Origin of the sequence: Sphingobacterium gobiense, assembly GCF_002980575.1 — a bacterium.
GTDB classification, from domain to species: domain Bacteria; phylum Bacteroidota; class Bacteroidia; order Sphingobacteriales; family Sphingobacteriaceae; genus Sphingobacterium; species Sphingobacterium gobiense.
In genome coordinates, this window is record NZ_PVBS01000002.1 from 1,161,790 (window position 1) to 1,185,932 (window position 24,143).

The following is a 24,143-nucleotide window of genomic DNA, read 5'->3' on the forward strand; positions in this document are numbered from 1 at the left end:
TTTTTTTATGTATTAAAAAATAAAATATCGCTATTCTGATTTTTTTTGGCTACTTAACCCATACTTTTGCAGGTATGAACAAAATTATACTGCATAAAAACAAAGAAAAAGCAGCTTGGCAATTACACCCTTGGATTTTTTCTGGCGCAATAAAAAGCGTAGAGGGGACACCTGCAAATGGTACCGTTGTTAAGGTTTTTAATATAGATAAGGAATTTATAGCCTATGGTGTTTACAATGCCCATTCGCGGGTAGCTGTCCGCCTATTGGAATGGAACCAGCAGCATCCTATAGACGATGGATGGTGGCGCAGCCGCATACAACGTGCTGTAGAACTGCGAACGCCTTTATTAACGGATCAGAACGATACGGTACGACTGATTTTCGCGGAAGCTGACTTTTTACCGGGGCTTATTGTCGATAAATATGGTGAGTTCTTGTCGGTACAGATACATTCTTCGGGTATCGAAGCCGTAAAGACCATCATCGTTGAAGAATTGGTACAGCTTTTACAGCCTAAAGGGATTTATGAGCGAAGCGATCTAAATGCCCGCCAACACGAAGGATTAGCAGACGCGAATGGATTGTTGTACGGGGAGATGCCATCCGAATTTGTCGAGGTGATCGAAAATGGTATTCGTTACCAGATAAACATTGTCGAAGGGCAAAAGTCCGGCTTTTATTGTGATCAACGGGATAATCGCTCGTTGACAGCACAGTACGTTAAAGATAAACGTGTGCTAGACTGTTTCTGTTACTCCGGAGGGTTTACACTAAATGCTGCTAAAGCAGGAGCATCTTCTATTGTCTCTGTTGATAGCTCAGCTTTGGCTATAGAGACACTGCATAGGAATATCGTATTAAATGGTTTTAATCCTATTACGCATACAGCCGTTCAGGCTGATGTCAATAAATATCTTCGCCAATTGAGAGAAGAGGGGGAGAAGTTTGATGTTATTATCTTAGACCCTCCAAAGTATGCTCCATCCCGTTCGGCTTTGGATAAGGCAGCTAGGGCGTATAAAGATTTGAATAGACGCGCACTGCTTTTATTAGAAAGTGGTGGAGTCTTGGCTACTTTTTCTTGTTCTGGCGCAATGGATATCGATACGTTTAAACAAGTTATTGCCTGGGCTGCGTTGGATGCCGGAAAGGAAATCCAATTTATTCGACAATTTAATCAACCGGAAGATCATCCAATTCGAGCATCATTTCCAGAAGGCGAATATTTAAAGGGATTGCTGGTGCGGATAGTATAGGAAGAACGCGTATTTGACAAAAATATGAAAATGTTCAAAAAGTAAAGCTTTGATAAGAGTCTAATACTTGGTAGTTTTGTATTACTATACTGGAAAACCCTGTCTGACGGTTGGACCAAAATGGAGATTTATTTCCGGTTTTGAAAGACAAAAGTTCATAAAAATTGCGTATTATGGCAAAGAAGTTATATGTATCAAACGGAACCGAATCCGTTCGGATGTTTAAGAATAATTTTTTGGAATCCTTGACTAAAATACATTACAGTGTTCCGTTGATATTTTGGATTCCAGTCATAGGTTATTTTATTTATAAAGCCTACACAAAAGGTGAAATGTCTATGGGAAATATCGCTTTGTATTTTTTTGCTGGTTTGGCTTTTTGGACATTGGCAGAATATATTTTACACCGTTGGGTATTTCATTACGAACCAACGTCTAATTGGGGTAAACGTATACATTTTATTTTTCATGGTGTACATCACGACTACCCAAAAGATCGGTTACGTTTAGTCATGCCGTTATCAGCGAGTATCCCCCTAGCTGCTATTATTTATTTTATTTTCAGTCTATTTTTACCGGAATTTATATTAGCCGCTTTTTTCGCTGGATTTCTATTGGGCTACCTTATTTACGACGAATGTCACTATGCCATGCATCATGCTAATTTTAAATCGGGATTGTTCAAGAAAGTAAAAGATCACCATATGCTCCATCACTATGCTGATCCGGAGCGTGGATTCGGAGTGAGTTCCGCGATATGGGATGTTATATTCGATTCCGGTTTCAGGAAAAAGAAGGAGAAAAACACTATAAATGAAAAAGAAGCTGACTAATCAGCTTCTTTTTCATTTATTTACCACCGTATCAATGCAGCCCCCCAAGTAAATCCGGCACCAAAGGCAGCTAAACAGATTAAATCACCGTCCTTGATCTTTCCCTCTTCCCACGCTTCGCATAATGCAATAGGAACAGAAGCTGCGGTCGTGTTGCCATATTTTTGAATATTGTTAAAAACCTGATCGTCACCCAATCCCAACGTCTTCTGCACAAATTGTGCAATCCGGAGGTTGGCTTGATGAGGGATAAGTAAATCAATGGCGGTCGATTGGAGATTATTTTTTGCCAATGCTTCTTGTATAACTTCCGGAAATTTAACCACGGCTTTTTTGAATACGGCTTGTCCATCCATATATGGAAATGCAGAGCCATCTTCTAACATTTCTTTTGTAAATAACATACCTCCAAGTTCCTGCTCAGACCAATCTGGCTGTTTGTCCAACCATATTCCTCCGGACGTTCCAGGATAATACATGGCGAGCTTTTCAGCTTCGGCGCCATCCGAGTGTAAATGGGTGCTGAGGATACCTTTTCCGGCTTCGGTAGTCGGTTGCATCACGACGGCTCCGGCACCATCGCCAAAGATAACCGAAACAGCACGTCCGCGGGTGGAATAATCCAAGGCAAAAGAATGCTTTTCAGAACCAACAACCAGGATGTTCTTGTACATACCGGTTTTGATGAACTGGTCTGCAATAGAGAGTGCGTATACGAAGCCTGAACATTGATTTCTAATATCAAGTGCACCGATTTCTCCCATCCCCATTTCACGCTGTAATAACACCCCACAACCCGGAAAATAATAATCGGGGGATAGTGTTGCAAATATCACGAAGTCAATGTCTTCTACTGTTGTATTTGCCCGCTCGATCGCAATTCTAGCTGCTTCGATACCCATTGTCGTCGTCGTTTCTCCTATACGGTCAGCGTAGCGTCGCTCCTTAATGCCTGTCCGCTCTTGGATCCATTCATCACTGGTATCCATAAACCGGGTAAGATCATCGTTTGTGTATACATTTTTTGGCACGTAATATCCTATGCCGGCAATTTTCGATTGAAACATCTTACTTCCTTTCCTGATGATTAGTGTGTAAATCTACAAATTTTAAGCATTTAAATGATTAAGCACGTTTCGTGCTTAGGGGATGATGTCATATTATACCAAAAAAACATCTGAAATTGACTCCAAAGAAACGGTTTTGATCGTATATACTGACGTCAATATAAATTATAATAACGTAATTATCAATTAAACAAACGTTATTATATGAAATAATAACGTTGTATTATTTATACTTAACGTTGAATTAAGATATAATAACAGATTTATATTTTATAATAACGTTAAAAAATAAAATATAAACGTTAGCATATATAATATTAACACATTTATATTTAATAATAACGTTTTATTTCTTTAAATAACCGATGTTTTTATATAAACAAACGTTAAAATAGTCTTTAGTAACGTTGTTTAGAGATAAACTAACGTTTCAATAATATAAAATAACGTTAATGTGATGTGTAGACATCTGGATGTATACTAGTGTTGACCATGCTGATTATTAGCATGATAATTGTTAGGTGCAGGGCATGCGATGTCGATGATAAACAACCCTTTCATAACTTTAAAATATTAATTATTTTTGCGATATGAGTGTAGAAACAGAACAAGAAGCGTTTACGCTTGAAGAGATATTAGCAGTTGTCCAGTCTTCAAACCGTCTGATTCTGTGGAACGATGAGATTAATACTTTCGACCATGTCATTAATTGCCTAATGAAGCACTTACAATATTCAGAAGAACAAGCTGAGCAAATAGCGTGGAAAGTCCATACGAAAGGCAAGTGCGCTGTGCTCGAGGGTTCTTTGACAGAGATGGAAGTGTACCGGAAGATCTTAAAATCCGAAGGGTTGACTGTTTCCGTAGAATAATTTTTTTGTGTTCTTTTCCTGCGAAAAACCTTCCTTCAACCCCTTTTTCTTGATAAAAATGGCCGCAAAACAATATGAGGCCGTTTTAGTCCGCTTTGTAGCGAAGCAATATTGATCCGCTTTAAGCTACACATGCCGGCGCGAGCTTGCAGCTGGTGCCGTCTCCTTAACATGAGAAGCCTTGGCAACTATATATCAATCACGTTTCTCTACACCATTGTAGGATCTCTCCTTAACTTTAATTGTCGCATCGGGATTTTTGAGATTTGTAGAAACTCATTTTTAGTACGATCCCCTCCTCTCAAATATCCGAAGAGACGAGGTTTTTTGTTTCTTTTTCTACGGGAAAAAAAGAAAAATGACATCGTAATAATGCAGTTACGATAGAACGATAGCAGCTTTTATTTTGTTTTTTTGTGAAAAGGACATTTATTCACATGATATTCACTAGGAACTTGAAGCTTATTTTTTTTATTATTTTTTGTCCCCTCTTTCTTTTCGCACAACAGGGGAAGATAGAAACCATTGTTATTGATGAGGAAACCAGCGAGCCTATTATCGGTGCTAGCGCCTCTCTTCTTCAACAATCCAATCAAAGTTATGTTCAGGGTGCGCAAAGTGACATCGAGGGAAAACTCGTGTTTTCTGACGTTGATTTTGGAACATACATGATTCGGATAACCTATGTTGGAAAAGAAAATGTTCTTATTGAAAATGTAAGCGTAGCGAGCCAACAACCATTAAAACTAGCGGGGGTGTCCATGATGGATGATGGAAAGTTGATTGAAGAGGTTGTTGTCGAAGGACGGGTGCCGGAGATGCGCTTGGGGATCGATAAAAAAGTTTTCGATGTTTCCCAAAGTTTAGTCAGTGTGGGAGGTTCAGCCAGTGATTTACTGGAAAATGTTCCAACGCTAGATGTAGATGCTGACGGGAATGTTTCCCTCCGAGGCTCTAGCAGTGTGAAAATTTTGATTGATGGTAGAGAGTCGGCTATGGCCGGGTCTGATATAAATGCATTGCTGCAATCGTTGCCTGCAAACAGTATTGACAAGGTTGAACTTATTACCAACCCATCTGCAAAATATGATGCGGCGGGCCAATCAGGTATTGTCAATATCGTGTTAAAAAAGAACGTGAGAACGGGGCTGAATGGCAGTGTGACGGCATCGGGAGGCTCTTATGATAATTACAATGCTGGAATCGACCTGAATTACAGAGATCGTAAGTTTAATTTCTTTGGTGGATATAACTACGCGAATAGAGTTCGCCCGGGCGACGGCTTTAATGATAACACAGAGCTTATCGATGGCGTGATTCAGGAAAATAGTGCGCGAACGATTAGTACGAGTGACAATAACCGGAAAGGAAAAAATCATACCCTGCGATTTGGAACCGATTGGTATGCTGCACCCAAAACCACCCTTAGCTTGGGAGCGAATGTAAGTATTCGGGACAATGATAGACGTTCGGACATCAATTACCAGTATTTTAATCTTCCGGAACTAGGAGAGCGCGCTTCTCGGGTTTCGCAACAATATGAAGAAGACTTGGGTGTAGATATCACATTTGATTTTAAGCAAGAGCTCAAAAGGGAGGGCGAGGAGATTACCGCCAATATCACCTACGGAAATGATACGGAAGACGGGACGAACGATTTTTATCAAAGGTTTGACAACGGACGTGCCCCTTTCGAGCGCCGGAATGTGACGAGTGAAGCTGGAAAGAATTGGAATTTTCAAATGGATTATGTCTTGCCATTTGCTGAAGACCACAAATTTGAGGCGGGTTACCGTACCATGGTGCGTAACAGTGAAGATTCCCAATGGTCGAACGTATTGGATACTGTGACGAATCAATTTATGCCAGACTATAGTGTCAGTAATGATTTTGATTTGACCAATAGCGTGCACGCATTGTATGTGAATTATCAACGTAAACTGACAGAGAAACTGGGTGTGCAGGTGGGATTTCGCGGAGAGCAAACCTATTTAAGGTCCACTTACTATAATTTGGATCCGGATGCCCCGGAAGATGAAAGAACAAATGACGGAAATCAGGATTTTTTCCGCCTTTATCCCAGTGCCTTCTTATCATACGAAGTGGGCAACTCCGGCGATAAAGTACAGCTTTCTTATACGCGACGTGTACAACGGCCGGGTGGATGGCAAGTGAACCCATTCGTCAATGTGAGCGATGAAATGAATTACCGGCAAGGTAATCCGAACCTATTACCAGAGGATATACATTCCTTTGAATTGAGCTTTGCTAAGTTTTACGACAAATGGAATTTCATTAGTTCCGCATACTATCGCCGATCAAGCGATATGATGAGCCCGTTTTTAATAGATCCCGAAGAAATAGCCGATATTGTCGGTGATAGAAGTAACGTAACGTTTAGACGGTGGGAAAATGTATCGAAGCAGGACGCGATGGGACTGGAGCTGATATCAAAAGTGAACTTTCTGCAATGGTGGGATGCAACGGCTAACGTTAACTTGTTTTATGACAAAACAATGCCTTATGCGGAATTCAATACCGGTGACGTCGAAAACTTCAGCTGGAATGGTAACATCAATACCAATGTGAAGTTTACAAAATCTACCACCCTGCAAGCCCGAGGTTTCTACCGCGCTCCCAGAAAATGGGTTCAAGGCCGGATGCGATCTATGGCAGGACTTGACTTGGCAGTACGTCAGGATGTGCTTTCGGGGAAAGGAAGTGTGATGTTTAATGTGCGGGATGTATTCAATACACGTAGATTCCGGATGGAGAATAACCTACCGACGCAGTTCATTCAAATGGAAAACCGATGGATGCGTAGAATGTTTTCCCTATCCTTCACTTACCGTTTTGGTATCCAGGATTTAACCAAAAAGCGAGAGGATCGTGGAGGAGAGAATGGTATGGATGAGGGCATGGAAGGAGGCTTTTAAAAATTCATATATTTTTCTACCTTTAGGGGAAAACTAAAAGATATCTTATAAAATGAAGAGAAGATTTATGTATATGATAGGGGTGGTCGTCTTATTGTCCTCCACTATTTGCCAAGCACAAAACGTCACGGCTGTTGGCAATAAGGTTCCGCCGTATGAGCTAAATAACCTTCCGAAAGTTGATATTAACAAATTTCCGAAGAATGGGGATGGGGCGTATGTACTATTTAACGGAACGTCGTTAACAGGCTGGCGGGGATACAACAAAGAAAAAGTTCCCGCAAAATGGGTGATTGAAGACGGTACGTTGAAATTTTCCAACAAAGGACCGGGGTTAACTAAAGAAGATGGTGGAGACATTATTTTTGCGTATGATTTTGAAAATTTTGAATTGGAGTTTGAATGGAAGATTTCCCACGCAGGTAATTCCGGCGTATTTTTCTTAGCGAAAGAAGTAGAAGGACAACCGATATATGTATCCAGCCCAGAGTATCAATTGTTGGATAATGAAAATCACCCTGATGCTAAACAGGGAGTTAATGGCAATCGAAAATCGGGTTCTCTTTATGATATGATTCCAGCGAAACCACAGAACGGCAAACCGGCGGGCGAATGGAACAAAGCGAAGATCGTTGTAAACAATGGGAAAGTAATCCACTATCAAAATGATAAAAAAGTGGTCGAATATACTATACGGACACCGGAGTGGACAACCTTGTTACAAGCTAGTAAGTTCAGTCAGGAAAAATGGCCGTTGGCATTCGAATTACTGAATAACGTCGGTGGAGAATCCAAATCGGGTGTTATTGGATTTCAGGACCATGGCGATGATGTGTGGCTGAAGAATATTACCGTGAAGGTATTGTAAAATTTTAACAGTAAAGGCGCTCGCCGGCGTCTTTACTGTTAAAAAACCAATTGCAATTCGCCTAAATCCCGAATCATATGGCGTACATCTTTCGGTTGCTCAAGACCAACTGCATTAAAGAAGATAGCGTCCATCCCTGCGTTTTGCGCACCTCGAACATCGGCATCAAGATTATCCCCAATCATGATAGATGTTTTCCACTCGGCTTCTCCATTTTGTAAAGCATGCTCAAAGATTCTTCGATCGGGTTTATTTATGCCAAATAATTCCGAAATAACAATGGTTTTAAAATAAGATTTCAGTTTACTGTGCTCTAACTTCTTTTCACAGGCTTCTTTGAAGCCATTCGATATTACATGCAGTCTATATTTACGCTGTAGATAGGTCAACGTTTCAATCGCGTTTGGAAAGAGATTCGTCTTGGTAGGGCAGATGTTTAAATACTCTTCTTCAAATGCCGCTGGAAATAATTCAGGTTCGACGCCTAGTTGGGTAAACGTATCGGCAAACCGTAACCGACGCAAAGTCGGTTTATCAATTTTACCATGGTGATAAAGTCCCCAAAGACGATGATTGTTAACAGTATAAGTTTCAATAAAAAGGTCGGAATCACTCTTTCCGATCAACTTATCAAAACGGTATTTGTAGTAAAGCTCGTGTAGTGTTTCTTGTGCATTCTTATCAAAATCCCAAATGGTATGGTCTAAATCGAAGAAAATATCTTTTTTATGGAAAAACATACTACAAAGATAACACCTTTCTTAACCTATTGTCATAATCCATCTACTATTTCCTTTGAGGTTAACAAATGGTTATTTTTGCGTGACATTAATTTATTGGATGAAGAGAGCGCTCGTATTGTTTTACTTTTTGGTTTTTTACGCCATTACCCAATTGCTTTGGTGGGGATATCTCCTCGTTAATTATGAACCGGAACGTAAGGGAATGATTATCGGAGAAGGTCTTTTCTTTCTGTTGATTTTTATCTGGGGAGCAATGAGGCTAAAAAAACTCTTTAGTCGCGAGCATAAACAACAGCAACAGCAACAAAATTTTTTGTTAGCGGTAACGCATGAACTGAAATCGCCTTTGGCGTCGGTGAAGTTGTATATACAGACCATTCTAAAGCGTGACTTAGATAGAGAGCAACAGAAAGTTTTTCTTTCCAATTCGTTAAAGGATATCGAACGGCTGGACGACCTCGTCGAAAATGTATTGTTGACGACAAAATTGGAGAACCGAAGTTTCGTTTTTCCAAAAGAAAACTTCAATTTTACGGAATTGGTGGATAATGTAGTAGACAGATTGCAAAAGAACGCTTGTAGCTCACAGATCATAAAACCCGATTTGGACCAAGGCGTAATAATCCACGCGGATAAGTTTGCCATCACCAATGTAGTGAATAATTTAATAGAAAATGCGATAAAATATTCACCTCCATGTGCGAACGTAGAAGTGCAGCTAAAAGAAAGAGAGAACCAAAAAATTGTTTTTTCGGTAGCAGATCACGGACAAGGGATACCGGAAGAGGAGAAAAGAAACATATTCAATAAGTTTTACCGAATAGGCAATGAGTCCACGCGTAAAACCAAAGGCACGGGTTTAGGGTTGTATATAGTGAAAACGGTATTGCAAAAACACAACGCCTCTATTAAGGTAAAAGATAACACTCCATCTGGGAGTATTTTTGAAGTAACATTTGAAAATTATGCAAACTAAGCAACGTATACTATTGGTGGAAGACGAGGAGCACTTGTTGGAAGCTATCAAATTGAATTTAGAATTAGAAGGCTATCGCGTTACGACAGCGACAGATGGAAAGAAAGCATTGAAGATATTCAAAGAAGAACGTTTTAATCTGATAATTCTGGATGTCATGATTCCTGAAATCGATGGTTTTCAGGTCGCCGAAACTGTCCGTTTACAGAACACGGAGGTGCCCATCATGTTTTTAACTGCTAAGAATAGTAGTGAAGATCGTATTACAGGCTTAAAAAAAGGTGCAGACGATTATCTAGTAAAGCCGTTTAATTTAGAAGAGCTTATTCTTCGTGTCGGTAATTTAATTCGCAGAGGGCTTAAATCAGACGATTTAAAAGAATTTAATTCGTACACCATCGGTGATAAAACGGTCTATTTCAACTCCTATGAGCTTCATCATGCAGACGGAACGGTAACCTCATTGACGAAGAAAGAAACGATGCTGCTAAAGCTGTTGATTGAACGGAAAAATGAAGCGGTTTCTCGGGAACAGATACTAGAGACCGTATGGAATTACGATGTTTATCCGTCAACGCGTACGATTGATAATTTTATTTTGACATTCCGTAAATATTTTGAACCCGACCAAAAGCACCCCGTGTATTTTCATTCGATTCGTGGTGTAGGGTATAAGTTTACAGATACACCAGCATAGTATATACATGAACACACGATCAAGGATGATTGTCATCGGTATCGCGTTGACATTTCTTCTTTATGCAATTTACGAGAGGCACTACAATATCATTATTTATATTATAGGGCTAATAGGATACGTTATATGGAGCCATTACCGTGAAGGTACGGTTTTTTTAGCCACACAAGCGTTTCATAAGCAAGATTATGAAAAAACAAAAGCGCTGTTAGCGGAAATTAAAGATCCCGACAAACTACGGAAGAGACGTCGGAATTATTATGAGTTTATGATGGGAAATATCGCTCTTAAAGAAGAGCGGGTCGACGATGCCGAATATCACTTTCAGTTAGCTTCGCGTTTGCCGTGGAAGCGTGATGCGGAGAAAGGATTTGTATTAATTAATCTAGCGAACATAAGCTTGCGAAAACGCAATTACGATCGCGTTCCTGTCTATATTGAACGCGCTAGTAGATTAAAGCTAACGGAGCGCCAAAAAGCGATAATTGAAAAAATAGAAAAAGAACTAAATAAGCAAACCTAGTGAACAAAACTCTACAGAACGATTTATTGATTAGAGCTGCGTTGTCGCAGTCTACAGAGAGACCTCCTGTTTGGATGATGCGTCAAGCGGGGCGCTTTATGCCCGAATATTGGGAAATAAAGCATAAATACAGCTTTTTGGAGATGTGTAAAACACCCGAGATAGCGGCGGATGTCACCATGTTGCCAGTTGACCTTTTAGACATTGATGCGGCAATCTTATTTTCCGATATTTTGGTAACGGCCGAGGCAATGGGCGGAGAATTATCGTTCGAGCAGGGCGTTGGACCACGATTCAATAATCCCGTACGTACACAAGCTGATGTGGATATGTTGGAGACAGATTGTATAGATAAATTACAATATGTCGCGGACGCTATTCATGTGATACAAGAGCGTTTGGCAGGACGTATTCCTTTAATCGGCTTTGCGGGGGCACCGTTCACTATATTAAGTTATCTGGTCGAAGGGGGCTCATCTAAAGATTTTAAACGGACCAAATTGTTGCTTAATAACCAACCCGCTTTAGCACATCAGCTCTTGCAAAAAATAGCTGATGTAACGATAAACTATCTGAATATGCAAATCGAAGCGGGTGTGAATGCCGTACAATTATTTGATAGCTGGGCATTAGCACTATCGTGGAATGATTATCGCGATTTCTCCCATTATTATAATAAATATATTCTAGCAAATATCAAGCGTTCCGTTCCCGTTATTTCTTTCTGCAAAGGTTCGTCCGTGTTTGCACCGATGATGGCGGAAGCCAATCCGAATGTGATATCCATCGATTGGAACGCAGATCTAAAAAATGTGAAGCAATTGCTTCCCGCAGGAATCGCAGTACAAGGGAATTTAGATCCTTTTGTATTATATGCCGATAAGTATGTCATCAAGGATAAAATCATGCAGTTATTCGAGCGTATGCGTGGTGAGCAAGGATTTATTTTCAATCTGGGACACGGAATTATGCCGGATATTCCTTTTGATAACGTGAAATATGCAATTGATGTAGTGAAGGAGTTCCGTTATTAATTAACGAACAAATACATGATATATCTATACGCAAAAGCGCTACATATTATTTTCATGGTCTGTTGGATGGCGGGTCTCTTTTATATGCCTCGTTTGTTTGTCTATCACACGGAAGCAAAGCAAACGTCAGCTATGGAGTATCAGGTATTGCATAAGCAATTTATGCTTATGGAGCGGCGGCTGTGGTGGATAATTACCACGCCGGCGATGTACATCATGATTATCTCGGCTTTGGTTATGCTCTATCTGTCGCCAGGACTTTTGGATCAAAGCTGGATGCAAGTGAAGCTCGTTTTTGTGGCGGGTCTGCTCTTTTATCACTTTAAGAGTCAGCAAATCATGAAGCAGTTGGCAAAAGGTAAATCGACGTGGACCTCTGCTCAACTGCGCTTGTGGAACGAAGTGTCTACGATTATTCTTTTTGCCATCGTTTTTCTGGTTATCTTTAGGTCAGCCGTCGATTGGATTTATGGTGTATTAGGCTTAGTCGGGCTCGCTATATTATTAATGGTTCTTATCAAGCTATATAAACGATATCGAAAGAACAAAGGAGAACAAATAGACTAATTATATAATTATTTATGAAAAAGTTTTTTTTATCGTTATTTTTTCTCGCATTGATTTCCAGTGGAAAATCACAGGATCATGCCTGGGCATTTGGGTTTTATGGTGACGTGCAATTGGAATCTCCGGGATATCAAGGAGCTTTTGGTATTCAAGGGAGATATGACTTCGCAAATCACTCGGCTGTACAGGCGCAGGTATACGGCCGTGCGGGGTACGTAGCGGTTGGGGGTGATTACATCTTGTCGATATTGGATAGAAAAAAAAGTAATTTCAATGTATTTCTTGGCGGCGGAATAAGCCAAGATTTCTATCGCTATCAAGAACTTTCTGAAGAGCAGGCTTGGCCAGAAAAGCATGAAAGTTTTACGATGTTGAACGGACAGATCGGTGCCAGCTATTATTTTCCGGCCGTTAACCTTTCATTATATACCGGATATAAGCTTAAGTTTAATTTCGAATGGGAGGAGTTAGATCCAAATTATTTGATGTTGGGTCTGCGCTATCACTTGTGGTAGACGTTAAAAAGACAAAAAGCGCGTTAAAAAATTAACACGCTTTTTTATTAGGTTCAAAAAGGATCTGTTATTTCACTATTTTCAAATCCTTCGTCTGCAAATGCGTTCTGCCGAACATGTCCGTTGCTCTCACTTGAATGGTGTACTGACCAGCTTGCAGTTTGCCGGGCAACTTAGCTTGCCAGACATGAGTGGATTTTACCGCATTAGAGGGTCTACGGCCATCCATCACCGTTTCTGCATTATCAAATTTCAATACGTGATATTGAAAGCTTGGATCTTCTGTTTCCGTATGGCTCATTTTCTTCCATTCTTTGCCATCTAGGCTGTATTCTACGATGTCGCTTGAGGCGCCAATAAAGAAATTGACAGACAAGGTATGGCGGCGCAAATATTTTTGCTGTACAGCTGCCGGGAAGACGATGTTTAACTGATAATCTTCTGGTTCCCCGGCTACTTTGTAATCAAAGGTGTACCTATTGCCCTCGATGTTTAATATCGCGTACCCTTTAGGTGTTCCATCACGCATTGTCGATGTCGGTACGCCAAGGTTGTTTTTTAGCCCTGAGTACCAGTCTCCGGATGTGGTGCCGACATTGTACTCATGATGTGGGGTGTCTTGTCTCCAGCCGTCCTCTTTGGTGTAGAAGTTGTGTCTTTGAAGATGCGTGTGAGCAGAGAGGGAAAGTGTGTTGGGATATTCCGCCAACAGATCAAACAAGCGTTGCCTGTCTTCATTGCGGAAAACATCCGAGTTGTCGTGTAACAAAGGTATATGGAATGCAAGTACAATCAATTTATCTTTTGGGACAAATTTCAAGTTGTTCTCCACGAAATCTAATTGATCTTTCCGGAATCCCCCTAAATATCCTTTTCCCGTACGGGGGTTCGGATAGATAATATTATCCAATACGATAAAATGCGCACCGCCATAGTTAAAGGAAAAGTTGTTAGGACCAAAGTTCTTTTGGTAGGTTTCGTCAGAAAGTACATCTTGCTGTACATCGTAATTCATATCATGATTGCCCATAACGTTAAACCAAGGCAAACCAAGTTTGCCGACCGTCTTCTTATATGGATCGTGTAAAGTCAAGTCGTCTCCTACCAGGTCGCCCAAGCTGAGCCCAAAAGCAAACTTCTCCCTATTGCTGATTTCTTGTACAATGCCCTCATCGAAATACACTATCTCATCCATATTGTAAGCTTGGGGGTCGCCAAAAACCAGTGCGCTGAACTGCTCTTTTTCGGTGTCGTCTTTCAATAGCGCGAAATTTAAAGACTTGGGTAGTTCCCCTGTCGGTTCGCTGCCTTTATATTTTAAATCGGGAGAACCTTGAGGTTTATGAATATAATAAAATTCCGGCATATTATTTTCGTCTAAAGGGAATTGATACCCATTAGGCTTAACGACGAAAAAGATACTGTTGTCTTTAACAGGAAGTTGATAAGCTCCTGACTGATCTGTAAGGACAACGTCTACTCCGTTGCTGACAGCAACCTGAGGTAGCCCCTTTTCCCGTCTCTCTTTTTTTCCATTTTGATTAACATCTTCATATACGATACCTCGAATCATCTCCTGTGCATAGAGCACATTTGAAAAGAGTACGCCGGTAAGTAATGCAATTTTTAAATTCATATCGCGAAATTTATTTTATGACAAAAGTCCTATCTTAAAATTAGGGAATTATGTTTTTTGTTTTAAGAATATGTTAATTGCGAGGTGATCGGTTTTTTGATGAGTTTTAAATTCACCTTTTCTTTTTAGAAACCTCCTTTAGCTGCAAAGCATTTACGATAGCAGCTGTAGATGCCGTATTATTGAAATAAATATAAACTTCCTTAAACCCAACGGCGTTTACTTTATCATACAGTGTTTCAACCTCTTTCTTGGTATATTCTGAATAAAATAATTTGGGATTGCCATGCATGCGTATGTAGCCGATTGAAGTAGTTTGTTGAATTGAAGTAGGTAATGTGGGGTAGTTTACGTTACAGAAGGTAATATTATTTTCACTCAGTGTTTTTATGACGTCTTCCCGCCACCAACTTTCATGTCTGAATTCAATGACATTTTTAAAGGCCGGATCCATCACACGTAAAATAGATTGTAATCTCTCCTCGCTAAAACTAAAACTAGGCGGTAGCTGCCAGAGGACGCATGCTAATTTATGTTTAAGCCCTTCTTTGCTTATCTGATAAAAATCGTGTACTTCCTCTGCACACTGTTCCAGTCTTCTGATATGCGTGATTATTCTGGGAACCTTAAGGCTAAATTTAAAATTGTCTGGGACTTTTTCGTGCCACAATAACAGATTTTGTACCGTGGGAAATTTATAAAACGAGCCGTTGAACTCATAAGTATTAAAGTGTTCGGTATAATAATTAAACCACTCCTTTTTTGATAAGTTATCTGGATAGAATAGGGTTTTCCAAGATGGCGTGGCATAACTTGAACATCCGATATATAATTTACCTTTTTTCATATAGCTATCACGATTTAATTTAATAAGACATGATTAGATAGTAACTGTTTGAATAGTGGTTTAGTTTTACGATGCGAATGGGTAGACAAATCTGCCAGCAGCGTTTGAAGAATGACGTGGACATAAAAAAAGCCGATTTTTACATCGGCTGTATCAGTAGCGGGGAGCAGGATCGAACTGCCGACCTCAGGGTTATGAATCCTGCGCTCTAACCATCTGAGCTACCCCGCCGTTTTTCGTGTTGCAAATATAGCAATAAGTAGCCATTTCCAAAGGCAAAAAATGATTTTCATTAATTTTTTTTCCATTTTACAGTTTTCTCATTTAATTCGATACGAAATTAATTCCGCCATTCTGTTTTGAATCACAAAATAAAATTGTATACTTACCGACAGACAAAATAGCTTGGTTTTATAATTAGCCAAAAGAAACTATATGGAAAAGAAAGTAGAAATTCACTTAGAGTATATTATAAATTCATCTCCACGGATTTTGTTTCCGTTTATTCATGAGCCGAATGCCTTGGCACAATGGTTTGCCGATGATGTAAACTATAAAGAGGGTATCTATGAGTTTATATGGGATGATGAAGTGAATCGTGCTAAGTTAGTTTCCGTAAAGGAGAACAAATGTGTACGCTTTAAATGGTTGGAGGATGAACCTTATTATTTTGAAGTAGAGATTATCCAAGATGAGCTAACCAATGATGTGGCATTAGCTATAACGGATTTTGTAAAGCCTGATAACTTGGAAGATAGAAAGCAGATATGGAATAATTCCGTGGGCTATCTACAAAGTGTTATAGGCGCATAAGTTAAGATTACTTGCCAAAAAAGTAGTATCTTTGTATCCGTATTGCGATGAGCGATAAGAGGTGACATGAAGAAGATACATTTATTGATTTTACAAGCATTTATTAGGCCGTTCATGGTATGTTTTTGTATCGTGATGTTTGTCTTATTGATGCTTTTTTTATTTAAGTATATCGATGATCTTATCGGCAAGGGTTTTGAATGGTATGTATTGATGGAGCTTATCGGATACCAGTGTGCTGTTCAGTTATCTATGGCATTGCCGTTATCCATGTTGCTTTCCTCCATTATGACCTTTGGTAACTTGGGTGAAAGTTACGAATTGGTGGCTATTAAAGCTGCCGGATATTCCTTGCGAAAAGCAATGACCCCGCTTATCGTGCTCGTCACGTTATTTGCTGGTGGATCTTTTTTATTTTCTGATTATATACTACCCGTAGTCAACTTGAAAATGGGTTCTTTATTGTGGGATGTGCGTAATAAGAAAGCTGATTTTCTAATCAAACCCGGAATCTTCAATAAATCCATACCCGGTTATTCTATTCGCGCCAAGAATAAGAGTGAAGATGGAACGATATTGTATGATTTGATGATTTACGACCACCGAACAGGCAATACAGCGAATAATGTGCTGTTGGCAAAAGAGGGGTTTATGCATAATTCTGCGGACAACAACTATATGATATTGCGACTCAGAGATGGTGTCCGATACGAAGAATCACGTGTGAAAAATGCCAAGCGGTACGACCCAAGACAGCAATTTACGCGATTCCGTTTTGCGGAAACAGAGCAGAAGTTTGATATGGAAGCGTTTCAGATGAAAAGGACAGATGAAAGTTTGTTTAAGTCACATCATCAAATGCTAAACTTAAAACAGCTTAGACACTACACCGATTCGAATCGCTTGCAGTTGGATAGCGTTTCTCGCCAGATTTTATCGGAAACCCGTAGTTATGTTTCGTATTTTGCCCCATATTACCGGACAGACACAGTGCAGCAGGTAGCTGTGGACGGGTTTCATAATTTTTTAGCGGATTATGTGCCCGAAGATCAGCGCCGAAGTATTCTGAGCAACGCTTTGAGCCAAGCGCAACAAATGAGCGGTGTCTTAGAAATGAAAGATATAGAATATAGAGCTTTTTCTGATAGAGATATTCGCTACCATATTGAATTCCATAGAAAGTTCACGTTGGCGGTATCTTGTTTATTGCTTTTCGCTATCGGTGCACCGCTGGGTGCGATTATACGCAAAGGAGGCCTGGGATTGCCTGTTGTGGTAGCTATTATTTTCTTTCTCATATATCATATTATATCCACGATGGCGGAGAAAGCTGCAAAAGATGGTAGTATGGATCCTCTTATAGGGATGTGGATGGCCATTATCGTACTGACACCGTTGGCGGTATTTTTAACATATAAATCGACAACAGATTCAGCATTATTTGATGTAGATCAATATAAGCAGAAAGCGGAGCGGGCGTGGAAATGGGTCACCTCCAAATTTAATAGAAAGAAAGGATAGCCAATGGATTTTGACAAGTTTTTTATATAAAACAGCATAAAGAAATATCTACGATTGTAAACCACGAACACGAATGAATACAACTGGATATTCCATATGACCATTAAAAGACAAATTATTTACATATGAAATCTACCTTTGCATAGATTAAGAGCACACGAAGATGGATATAAAATTAAATACGATAGCCGAGGCGATAGCAGATATTAAAGCGGGAAAAGTTGTCATTGTGGTGGATGATGAAGATCGGGAAAATGAGGGCGATTTTGTTACAGCTGCCCGTAATGCCACGCCAGAGATCATAAACTTTATGGCTACGCATGGCAGAGGCCTTGTATGTGTGCCGCTGACGCAAGAACGTTGTGAAGAATTAAATCTGGGACTGATGGTTGGACAGAATACGGCAGTGTATGAAACCAATTTTACGGTTTCGGTAGATTTGCAGGGATATGGATGTACGACCGGTATTTCAGCTTCCGATAGATCAAAAACCATTCAGGCCCTTATCGACCCCAATATTAAACCCGAAGAACTGGGACGTCCCGGACACATCTTTCCTTTAATCGCAAAAGATGGTGGTGTGTTGCGACGTACAGGTCATACGGAAGCCGCTATCGATTTAGCTCGGTTAGCTGGATTTGAGCCGGCAGGTGTGCTGGTGGAAATCTTAAAAGACGACGGCGAAATGGCACGTCTTCCAGATTTGATGCAGGTAGCAGAACGGTTCGATCTCAAAATTATTAGTATTGAGGATTTGATAGAGTACCGACTGAAACATGATTCGCTTATCCAAGAAGAAGAAACCGTTCTAATGCCGACGCAATGGGGCGATTTCAAACTGAAAGCATTCACGCAAAAAAATACAGGCGAACAGCACCTCGCATTGTATAAAGGCGAATGGGAAGAAAACGAGCCTATTTTAGTAAGAGTACACAGCTCTTGCATGACAGGTGATATTTTTGGATCATGTAGATGTGATTGTGGGCCGCAGCTTCATAAAGCAATGGAAATGATTCAGGAAGAAGGTAAAGGTATCGTTGTCTATATGAACCAGGAAGGCCGTGGAATAGGTTTAATAAATAAACTTCATGCTTATCGTTTGCAAGAAGAGGGAGTAGATACCGTAGATGCTAACTTACAGCTAGGCTTTAAACCCGATTTGCGCGATTACGGCGTGGGTGCACAAATTTTACGCCACATGGGGGTTTCCAAAATGCGCTTGATGTCCAATAATCCCACTAAACGTGCAGGGCTTGTCGGATACGGGTTAGAAGTAGTAGATAACGTACCCATAGAAATAGAATCGAATCCTTATAATGAGAACTATCTCAAGACAAAAAGGGACCGGATGGGACATTCTATCATGAAAAATTTATAAAGAAAGGCGCATAGGCGCCTTTTTTGTTTGAAGGATTATCCCTCAAAATTTTTAATTTAGTAGCGCATCTATTTGCTAAGAAGTTAGGCGTATCATGAAAGGAAAACAAATATTGTTGGTAGAAGACGAAAAGAACGTAGCCGACGTGATTATTCAGGGGTTGGAAGAAGACGGCGCTATGGTGCGACATGCCACGCATTATGAACAAGCACTTCGTATACTGCAAACCAACGAGATCCACCTTATTATCCTGGATGTGTTGCTGCCCGAAACAAATGGGTTAGAGATCTGTAAGAATTTTCGTACCTTGGGATACACCAATCTTCCCATTCTGATGGTAACGGCTTTGGGTGGCCCGGAAAACGTCGTGTTAGGCTTAGATAGTGGCGCAGACGACTATTTATCTAAACCTTTCAAGCTTATCGAACTCAAGGCGAGAGCGCGAACATTGATACGTAGAAACGTAGAAATGGCGAAACAAACACACATTACCGAGAAGCATCGTTATACCTATAAGTTCCTCGAAATCGATGATTATAAGAAAATAGCTTGTGTTGCCGGGCAAGAGCTTAATCTGACGGCTACAGAATATCGCTTGCTTTTACTTTTTATCCAGTCTCCGCAAAAGGTTTTCCAACGAACCGAATTACTGGACAAAATTTGGGGAATCAATTTCGATATAGGGTCAAATGTCGTGGACGTATACGTTAATTACCTGCGTAAGAAAATTGAAAAAGCCACACCTGTGAAAGCCATCCACACGGTTATCGGTATGGGCTATGTATTAAAGATAGAGGACTAGATGAGGAGCTACAATAAGACGCTATATGCCCTGATAACCATCTTAGTGGTTTATACCATTTCCTTCGTCGCATTTATCCTCTATTCAGTTACTAACTTTGCCTTTTCGGATTTTTACAAACGCTTAGATCTACGACGAGACCTCGCTGCTGAGCGGATGTTAAATGGAAAAGAAAATCAAAAGGATTGGTCAATTACCTATTTGGAAGAACTTAACAATCAGCGAGAATTTATCGTGGAATTCGATGAAACAGGGAATATCATAAACAATAGTGGATTTAATGCGCTGTTATGGGAAAAGGTAGATAAATACGGTGCGACCAATTTTAAAGAAGGAAATACATTTTATTCGACAAAGCTATACCAACAACCGGGTAAAAGCTATATTGTTGGTGTCTCGGCAGAAAACTATTTTTATACCCATCACTTACGTTACTTACAGAATTTACTGCTGATTTCCCTTATCCTCGGCGTATTATTTGTTATTGTGGTTTCTTTATTAGTAAAGCGCTCCTTTATTAAGCCTATCTATGGAATAATCGACGAGGTGAAAAAGATCGGCTCAGAAAATCTATATCTTCGCTTACGTGAGGACAATTATAAAGGAGTACTGCACAAGCTTGCGAATACCTTTAATCGGATGCTTAATCGGGTGGAGACATCCTTCGAAACGCAGAAGAATTTTATCAGCAATGCATCGCATGAACTCAATACACCGTTAACATCCATTATTGGGATTGCTGACCTTTCGCTATCCAAAGATCGAAGTAAAGAAGAATATAAACAAGCCATGCAGAAGATCGTCGATTCCGCAGAAAATCTGGAAAAAAAAACCAATGCACTGTTATTGCTTGCCAGAACCGGCTATGAAAAAGATACGAAGCTTAACTTTAAGCCAGTCCGTATTGACCAAATTATCATGGATGCGGAGATGACGGTTAAAGCCATTAACGAACGATTTCATATCAAGACAGACTTTAGCATGCTTCCCGACGATAGCATGAAGCTTAAGGTGAACGGGTTAGCACCTTTACTTCAGTTAGCTATCTCTAACATCGTTTCCAATGCATGTAAGTATTCGCCAAATCATACGGCATATGTCGCGCTTGGTGCATTTGACAAAGGTGTTATTATTTTAATTAAAGATGAAGGTATCGGTATTCCCGAACAAGAGTTATCTTACATCTACGACCCCTATTTCAGAGCATCCAATACACAGCATTTTTCTGGATATGGTATTGGGTTACCCTTGGCTCGAAATATTATTAAAATGCACGATGGCAAGCTATCAGTTACCTCAACATTAGGAAAAGGTACAACCGTACGTATAGAATTGCCGACTTTCCGTCCGGTTTCATAACCCTCTTTAATCTCTTTTTAATACCGCCACCTCATTTTAATCCCGTTTTAATTTCCATGCTTAAAGTTTAATGGAATTCTAATTGGGGTTTTATTCCATTGCTATGTTGCTGATTTACTTTTGTATTAAACAAAAAGAAATCTATGATACAACGGGTGCTCGTTCCAACAGATTTTACAGTTAATTCTTTACGAATTGTGTTAGAATATCTGGAAAACAACAAAGATGAACAAGTGGAGCTGGTTTTAGTCGGAGGGTATAAGCTCAGCGAATCCATTAGTATGCTGCTGGGCTTCACGTTAGATGATCATCTTGCAGAATTACAGCACGACGATTTTCTCAAAGGATGTGAGATTATCAAATCGCGGTTTAAGGATAAAGTAGTGGAAATGTATGCTGATTCTATGATTTCAAAAAATAAGCGTTACATACGCAATTATCTCAAAGGCCGTAAGTTTACGCAGGTGGTGTTACCTGATGCTTTTGAATTTCAAGAGGTCGAGAACAGTTTTGATGTGGCAGCGCTGTTGCGTTCCCAACCGCTCGCTTTACCCCAAGTTATACCTGTAGTTATGGGTGAAGACGAGAGGTCAAGACACGATACACTAGATAGCTTTTTCTTTCGGAAGAAATGGAGGTTTAGTTATGAATAGGGATATATTGGTGAAATTGAATTATTTGCTGTTGGCCCTGCTGCTGATAGGCGCTTCCTTGGTTATTAGACACGCTGAAAATCCCGAGCGCCTGATACAGGGGCAATGGGTAGAAAAGGAATGGCGATTAGAAAAGGATAATGCCGGAGCAGATGAGGAATCGCAGATCCAATCTGGGCTCAAGAAGGAAATTCTGCGAAACGTAGAGGATTTGCACCTCGGTGTTTGGCATTTCAGCGAAGACGGCAGCTTAAAATCTGCATCATCCGCAGAAGGAAGCAATATGGAATGGTTTATCAAAGGGCGCGGACATGTGTTGGAGCTTCGCAGGGACGGAAAGCCGATTGAGAGTTTTCAAATCCAGCAAATCAACAGGGATCGTTTGGTACTGCATTTAAACTTCGATCTGCAAGTTAAGGGGATTATTGAAATAGTTTTGGAAAAAAAGGAGCAGTTAGACCAATATGCTAAGAAAATATAGTAATCATAGAACACAATCCGACAATGTGAAATTGGGAGCATTAACGGCTTTTTCAGCAGGAATGGTCAATGTCGCATCGGTGACGGTTTTTTTCGCCTTTACCTCTAACATTACGGGGTATTATGCCGTGCTTGCCCAGGAGATTAGCAAAGGGAATTGGTATCAAGGAGCTGTGGTGTTATTATGGGTAACGTTATTTTTTCTCGGGAGTTTTCTGTCCAATTTCGTGATTATCCAAGGAAAAGGGCGTTGGAGCCAATATATTTCCCACGCGATTCCGGTTGTTTTAGAGTTCTTAAGTATTCTGTTCGTTGGCATCTACTTGGATGCTTTTTATCAGAATTCTCTTAAAGAGACCGAAATTCTAGTTGGAGCGCTCCTCTTCGCTATGGGCTTGCAGAATGGTCTTACTGCAAGCATATCAAACTCTGTTGTAAAGACAACACACCTCACCGGTTTGACGACCGATTTGGCCATTATAGTGTCGATGTTCAGTAAGCAGGAAAATCGACATAACAAAGCGTTGGTAGACAAATTTCATCTACTACTTACGATTATGATTGCCTACGTAGCAGGCGGATTATTTGGAGGAATCGGTTACTTATATCTGGAAAATGGTACGTTCTACCTTACTTGTGCTATTTTATTAATCATCGCACTATACGATTTTTATAAGATAGGGCGTATAAAGCGTATCTTCGAGCGGAGAAAAAGGGAGGTTGTGCCGGCTTGATGCGAGCTAGTCATTCACCGTCAATTCTCCCCGTATGTCCCTTTCTACCCAATAAGCCACAGCCTCTTGGTCGGTCAGTTGTCCTTGTAAATAGATGAGTTTTGTGACAGCTGCTTCAAAAGTCATATCATAACCATTGAGAATCCCGAGTGCTTTCAGTCCTTGGGATGTCTCATATCGTCCCAGTTCAACAGAACCAACTTTGCATTGGGAAATATCGACGATGTTCTTTCCGCTACGTACCGCCTCGGCTAGCAAGTCAAGAAACCATTGATCTGTCATGGTATTTCCGGACCCGAATGTCTCCATCACGATGCTTCGGACATCTGAATCGAGGATGGCTTTCACAAAAGCTGGACTGATACCCGGAAACAATTTGAGCACCCCAACGCGGTTGTCAAGTTCCGTATGCATAATGAATTCTTTGTCTGTATTGTCTAATAATGCTTCACGGTTATAATTGATATGGATGCCCGCTTCTGCTAAGACCGGGTAATTCGGTGAACGGAATGCTTCAAATTTAGCCGAATTGTATTTGAATGAACGGTTACCCCGGAAAAGTTTATTGTCAAATAAAATACACACTTCCTGAACAATAGATTTACCATTTTCTTTTGCGGAAGCAATTTCCAATGCCGTCATCATATTTTCCCGTGCATCCGTTCGAATTTCCCCGATGGGAAGCTGGGAACCCGATAAGATAACGGGCTTTTGAAGGCCTTCCAACATAAAACTTAGGATGGAGGCCGAAAATGACATCGTATCCGAACCATGTAAAATAACGAAGCCGTCATAGTGGTCGTGATTATCTCGAATAATCTCTGCCATTTCTATCCATATGCCAGGATTCATATCGGACGAGTCAATAATAGGCGTAAAGGAATGTACCGTTAACTTATAGTCCAGCCTGTTCAGGTCAGGTAAGTTTCGGGCGATCAATTCGAAATCAAACGGCACAAAAGTGCCCGTTTCAGCATTCTTTACCATGCCGATGGTGCCGCCTGTATAAATAATAAATATATTTTGCATG

The 24,143-nt window shown here is 40.3% G+C and carries 24 protein-coding genes and 1 tRNA gene; 19 read left to right on the forward strand and 6 right to left on the reverse strand.

Annotated features, from left to right (window positions below; all coding sequences use genetic code 11):
* Positions 1-74 precede the first annotated feature (74 nt).
* Both C5749_RS13625 and C5749_RS13630 read left to right on the forward strand, forming a co-directional pair.
* Positions 75-1,259, forward strand: a complete 1,185-nt coding sequence (locus C5749_RS13625; RefSeq protein ID WP_105726703.1) for a class I SAM-dependent rRNA methyltransferase — start codon at positions 75-77, stop codon at positions 1,257-1,259.
* Between the two features lie 173 nt (positions 1,260-1,432).
* Positions 1,433-2,092, forward strand: coding sequence for a sterol desaturase family protein (locus tag C5749_RS13630; RefSeq protein WP_245893781.1), 660 nt, complete (start codon positions 1,433-1,435; stop codon positions 2,090-2,092).
* A 20-nt stretch (positions 2,093-2,112) separates the two neighbouring features.
* Here C5749_RS13630 and C5749_RS13635 read toward each other — a convergent pair whose 3' ends face one another.
* Positions 2,113-3,159, reverse strand: coding sequence for a 3-oxoacyl-ACP synthase III family protein (locus tag C5749_RS13635; RefSeq protein WP_105726704.1), 1,047 nt, complete (start codon positions 3,157-3,159; stop codon positions 2,113-2,115).
* A 590-nt stretch (positions 3,160-3,749) separates the two neighbouring features.
* Between C5749_RS13635 and C5749_RS13640 the strand changes: the two genes are divergently transcribed.
* From C5749_RS13640 to C5749_RS13650, 3 genes are all read left to right on the forward strand, one after another.
* Positions 3,750-4,031: an ATP-dependent Clp protease adaptor ClpS gene (locus tag C5749_RS13640; protein WP_105726705.1), complete on the forward strand. Its 282-nt coding sequence runs from the start codon at positions 3,750-3,752 to the stop codon at positions 4,029-4,031.
* Positions 4,032-4,468: 437 nt separating this feature from the next.
* Positions 4,469-6,967, forward strand: a complete 2,499-nt coding sequence (locus tag C5749_RS13645) for a TonB-dependent receptor (protein ID WP_105726706.1) — start codon at positions 4,469-4,471, stop codon at positions 6,965-6,967.
* A 52-nt stretch (positions 6,968-7,019) separates the two neighbouring features.
* The gene (locus C5749_RS13650) at positions 7,020-7,835 is read left to right on the forward strand and encodes a 3-keto-disaccharide hydrolase (protein WP_105726707.1); all 816 of its coding nucleotides are present in this window, start codon (positions 7,020-7,022) and stop codon (positions 7,833-7,835) included.
* Positions 7,836-7,873: 38 nt separating this feature from the next.
* Here C5749_RS13650 and C5749_RS13655 read toward each other — a convergent pair whose 3' ends face one another.
* Positions 7,874-8,575 (reverse strand): YjjG family noncanonical pyrimidine nucleotidase, encoded by a 702-nt coding sequence (locus tag C5749_RS13655; RefSeq protein WP_105726708.1) that lies wholly within the window; start codon positions 8,573-8,575, stop codon positions 7,874-7,876.
* A 100-nt stretch (positions 8,576-8,675) separates the two neighbouring features.
* Here C5749_RS13655 and C5749_RS13660 point away from each other — a divergent pair, with 100 nt between their 5' ends.
* From C5749_RS13660 to C5749_RS13685, 6 genes are read left to right on the forward strand one after another with little or no spacing between them, the layout of a single operon-like run.
* Positions 8,676-9,554, forward strand: a complete 879-nt coding sequence (locus tag C5749_RS13660; protein ID WP_105726709.1) for a sensor histidine kinase — start codon at positions 8,676-8,678, stop codon at positions 9,552-9,554.
* Entirely contained in the window at positions 9,544-10,251 is a 708-nt protein-coding gene (locus tag C5749_RS13665) for a response regulator transcription factor (protein WP_105716583.1), read from the forward strand. Before C5749_RS13660 ends, C5749_RS13665 begins: the two co-directional genes overlap by 11 nt.
* 7 nt (positions 10,252-10,258) lie before the next feature.
* Positions 10,259-10,774, forward strand: a complete 516-nt coding sequence (locus tag C5749_RS13670; protein ID WP_105726710.1) for a hypothetical protein — start codon at positions 10,259-10,261, stop codon at positions 10,772-10,774.
* Positions 10,774-11,808, forward strand: coding sequence for a uroporphyrinogen decarboxylase (gene hemE / locus C5749_RS13675; RefSeq protein ID WP_105726711.1), 1,035 nt, complete (start codon positions 10,774-10,776; stop codon positions 11,806-11,808). Before C5749_RS13670 ends, hemE begins: the two co-directional genes overlap by 1 nt.
* A gap of 15 nt (positions 11,809-11,823) precedes the next feature.
* A complete protein-coding gene (gene hemJ / locus C5749_RS13680; RefSeq protein ID WP_105726712.1) occupies positions 11,824-12,375 on the forward strand; it encodes a protoporphyrinogen oxidase HemJ in 552 nt (183 codons plus the stop codon).
* Between the two features lie 14 nt (positions 12,376-12,389).
* Entirely contained in the window at positions 12,390-12,890 is a 501-nt protein-coding gene (locus tag C5749_RS13685) for a hypothetical protein (RefSeq protein ID WP_105726713.1), read from the forward strand.
* Between the two features lie 67 nt (positions 12,891-12,957).
* Here the strand turns inward: C5749_RS13685 and C5749_RS13690 are convergent, their stop codons facing one another.
* The 3 genes from C5749_RS13690 to C5749_RS13700 all read right to left on the reverse strand — a co-directional run bounded on the left by C5749_RS13690 (position 12,958) and on the right by C5749_RS13700 (position 15,604).
* A complete protein-coding gene (locus C5749_RS13690; RefSeq protein WP_105726714.1) occupies positions 12,958-14,526 on the reverse strand; it encodes a calcineurin-like phosphoesterase C-terminal domain-containing protein in 1,569 nt (522 codons plus the stop codon).
* Between the two features lie 112 nt (positions 14,527-14,638).
* Entirely contained in the window at positions 14,639-15,373 is a 735-nt protein-coding gene (locus C5749_RS13695) for a DUF72 domain-containing protein (RefSeq protein WP_105726715.1), read from the reverse strand.
* Positions 15,374-15,530: 157 nt separating this feature from the next.
* Positions 15,531-15,604, reverse strand: a tRNA-Met gene (locus C5749_RS13700).
* 204 nt (positions 15,605-15,808) lie between these two features.
* Between C5749_RS13700 and C5749_RS13705 the strand changes: the two genes are divergently transcribed.
* From C5749_RS13705 to C5749_RS13740, 8 genes are all read left to right on the forward strand, one after another.
* Entirely contained in the window at positions 15,809-16,186 is a 378-nt protein-coding gene (locus tag C5749_RS13705) for an START-like domain-containing protein (protein ID WP_105716576.1), read from the forward strand.
* A 66-nt stretch (positions 16,187-16,252) separates the two neighbouring features.
* Positions 16,253-17,707 (forward strand): LptF/LptG family permease, encoded by a 1,455-nt coding sequence (locus C5749_RS13710; protein WP_105726716.1) that lies wholly within the window; start codon positions 16,253-16,255, stop codon positions 17,705-17,707.
* 163 nt (positions 17,708-17,870) lie between these two features.
* Positions 17,871-19,085: a bifunctional 3,4-dihydroxy-2-butanone-4-phosphate synthase/GTP cyclohydrolase II gene (locus C5749_RS13715; protein ID WP_105726717.1), complete on the forward strand. Its 1,215-nt coding sequence runs from the start codon at positions 17,871-17,873 to the stop codon at positions 19,083-19,085.
* Positions 19,086-19,179: 94 nt separating this feature from the next.
* Positions 19,180-19,887 (forward strand): response regulator transcription factor, encoded by a 708-nt coding sequence (locus tag C5749_RS13720; RefSeq protein WP_105726718.1) that lies wholly within the window; start codon positions 19,180-19,182, stop codon positions 19,885-19,887.
* Complete coding sequence (locus C5749_RS13725; protein WP_105726719.1) at positions 19,888-21,246, forward strand: HAMP domain-containing sensor histidine kinase; 1,359 nt, start codon at positions 19,888-19,890, stop codon at positions 21,244-21,246.
* A 143-nt stretch (positions 21,247-21,389) separates the two neighbouring features.
* On the forward strand, positions 21,390-21,899 hold the full coding sequence (locus tag C5749_RS13730; protein WP_105726720.1) for a hypothetical protein: 510 nt from the start codon (positions 21,390-21,392) through the stop codon (positions 21,897-21,899).
* On the forward strand, positions 21,892-22,380 hold the full coding sequence (locus tag C5749_RS13735) for a hypothetical protein (RefSeq protein WP_105726721.1): 489 nt from the start codon (positions 21,892-21,894) through the stop codon (positions 22,378-22,380). Before C5749_RS13730 ends, C5749_RS13735 begins: the two co-directional genes overlap by 8 nt.
* The gene (locus C5749_RS13740; RefSeq protein ID WP_105726722.1) at positions 22,364-23,113 is read left to right on the forward strand and encodes a YoaK family protein; all 750 of its coding nucleotides are present in this window, start codon (positions 22,364-22,366) and stop codon (positions 23,111-23,113) included. The genes C5749_RS13735 and C5749_RS13740 overlap by 17 nt, the downstream gene beginning before the upstream one ends.
* Positions 23,114-23,119: 6 nt before the next feature.
* Here C5749_RS13740 and C5749_RS13745 read toward each other — a convergent pair whose 3' ends face one another.
* A complete protein-coding gene (locus tag C5749_RS13745) occupies positions 23,120-24,142 on the reverse strand; it encodes an asparaginase (protein WP_105726723.1) in 1,023 nt (340 codons plus the stop codon).
* Position 24,143: the final 1 nt, after the last annotated feature.

What these genes read in the sequence shown, in the direction of transcription:
- C5749_RS13685 (WP_105726713.1), top strand. Translation starts at nt 12,390, where the DNA reads ATGAAAAAGTTTTTTTTATCGTTATTTTTTCTCGCATTGATTTCCAGT.
- C5749_RS13725 (WP_105726719.1), top strand. Translation starts at nt 19,888, where the DNA reads ATGAGGAGCTACAATAAGACGCTATATGCCCTGATAACCATCTTAGTG.
- C5749_RS13670 (WP_105726710.1), top strand. Translation starts at nt 10,259, where the DNA reads ATGAACACACGATCAAGGATGATTGTCATCGGTATCGCGTTGACATTT.
- C5749_RS13655 (WP_105726708.1), bottom strand. Translation starts at nt 8,575, where the DNA reads ATGTTTTTCCATAAAAAAGATATTTTCTTCGATTTAGACCATACCATT.
- C5749_RS13635 (WP_105726704.1), bottom strand. Translation starts at nt 3,159, where the DNA reads ATGTTTCAATCGAAAATTGCCGGCATAGGATATTACGTGCCAAAAAAT.
- C5749_RS13650 (WP_105726707.1), top strand. Translation starts at nt 7,020, where the DNA reads ATGAAGAGAAGATTTATGTATATGATAGGGGTGGTCGTCTTATTGTCC.
- C5749_RS13665 (WP_105716583.1), top strand. Translation starts at nt 9,544, where the DNA reads ATGCAAACTAAGCAACGTATACTATTGGTGGAAGACGAGGAGCACTTG.
- C5749_RS13645 (WP_105726706.1), top strand. Translation starts at nt 4,469, where the DNA reads ATGATATTCACTAGGAACTTGAAGCTTATTTTTTTTATTATTTTTTGT.
- C5749_RS13625 (WP_105726703.1), top strand. Translation starts at nt 75, where the DNA reads ATGAACAAAATTATACTGCATAAAAACAAAGAAAAAGCAGCTTGGCAA.
- C5749_RS13715 (WP_105726717.1), top strand. Translation starts at nt 17,871, where the DNA reads ATGGATATAAAATTAAATACGATAGCCGAGGCGATAGCAGATATTAAA.
- hemJ (WP_105726712.1), top strand. Translation starts at nt 11,824, where the DNA reads ATGATATATCTATACGCAAAAGCGCTACATATTATTTTCATGGTCTGT.
- C5749_RS13640 (WP_105726705.1), top strand. Translation starts at nt 3,750, where the DNA reads ATGAGTGTAGAAACAGAACAAGAAGCGTTTACGCTTGAAGAGATATTA.
- C5749_RS13705 (WP_105716576.1), top strand. Translation starts at nt 15,809, where the DNA reads ATGGAAAAGAAAGTAGAAATTCACTTAGAGTATATTATAAATTCATCT.
- C5749_RS13740 (WP_105726722.1), top strand. Translation starts at nt 22,364, where the DNA reads ATGCTAAGAAAATATAGTAATCATAGAACACAATCCGACAATGTGAAA.
- C5749_RS13745 (WP_105726723.1), bottom strand. Translation starts at nt 24,142, where the DNA reads ATGCAAAATATATTTATTATTTATACAGGCGGCACCATCGGCATGGTA.
- C5749_RS13690 (WP_105726714.1), bottom strand. Translation starts at nt 14,526, where the DNA reads ATGAATTTAAAAATTGCATTACTTACCGGCGTACTCTTTTCAAATGTG.
- C5749_RS13660 (WP_105726709.1), top strand. Translation starts at nt 8,676, where the DNA reads ATGAAGAGAGCGCTCGTATTGTTTTACTTTTTGGTTTTTTACGCCATT.
- C5749_RS13710 (WP_105726716.1), top strand. Translation starts at nt 16,253, where the DNA reads ATGAAGAAGATACATTTATTGATTTTACAAGCATTTATTAGGCCGTTC.
- C5749_RS13735 (WP_105726721.1), top strand. Translation starts at nt 21,892, where the DNA reads ATGAATAGGGATATATTGGTGAAATTGAATTATTTGCTGTTGGCCCTG.
- C5749_RS13730 (WP_105726720.1), top strand. Translation starts at nt 21,390, where the DNA reads ATGATACAACGGGTGCTCGTTCCAACAGATTTTACAGTTAATTCTTTA.
- C5749_RS13630 (WP_245893781.1), top strand. Translation starts at nt 1,433, where the DNA reads ATGGCAAAGAAGTTATATGTATCAAACGGAACCGAATCCGTTCGGATG.
- C5749_RS13695 (WP_105726715.1), bottom strand. Translation starts at nt 15,373, where the DNA reads ATGAAAAAAGGTAAATTATATATCGGATGTTCAAGTTATGCCACGCCA.
- C5749_RS13720 (WP_105726718.1), top strand. Translation starts at nt 19,180, where the DNA reads ATGAAAGGAAAACAAATATTGTTGGTAGAAGACGAAAAGAACGTAGCC.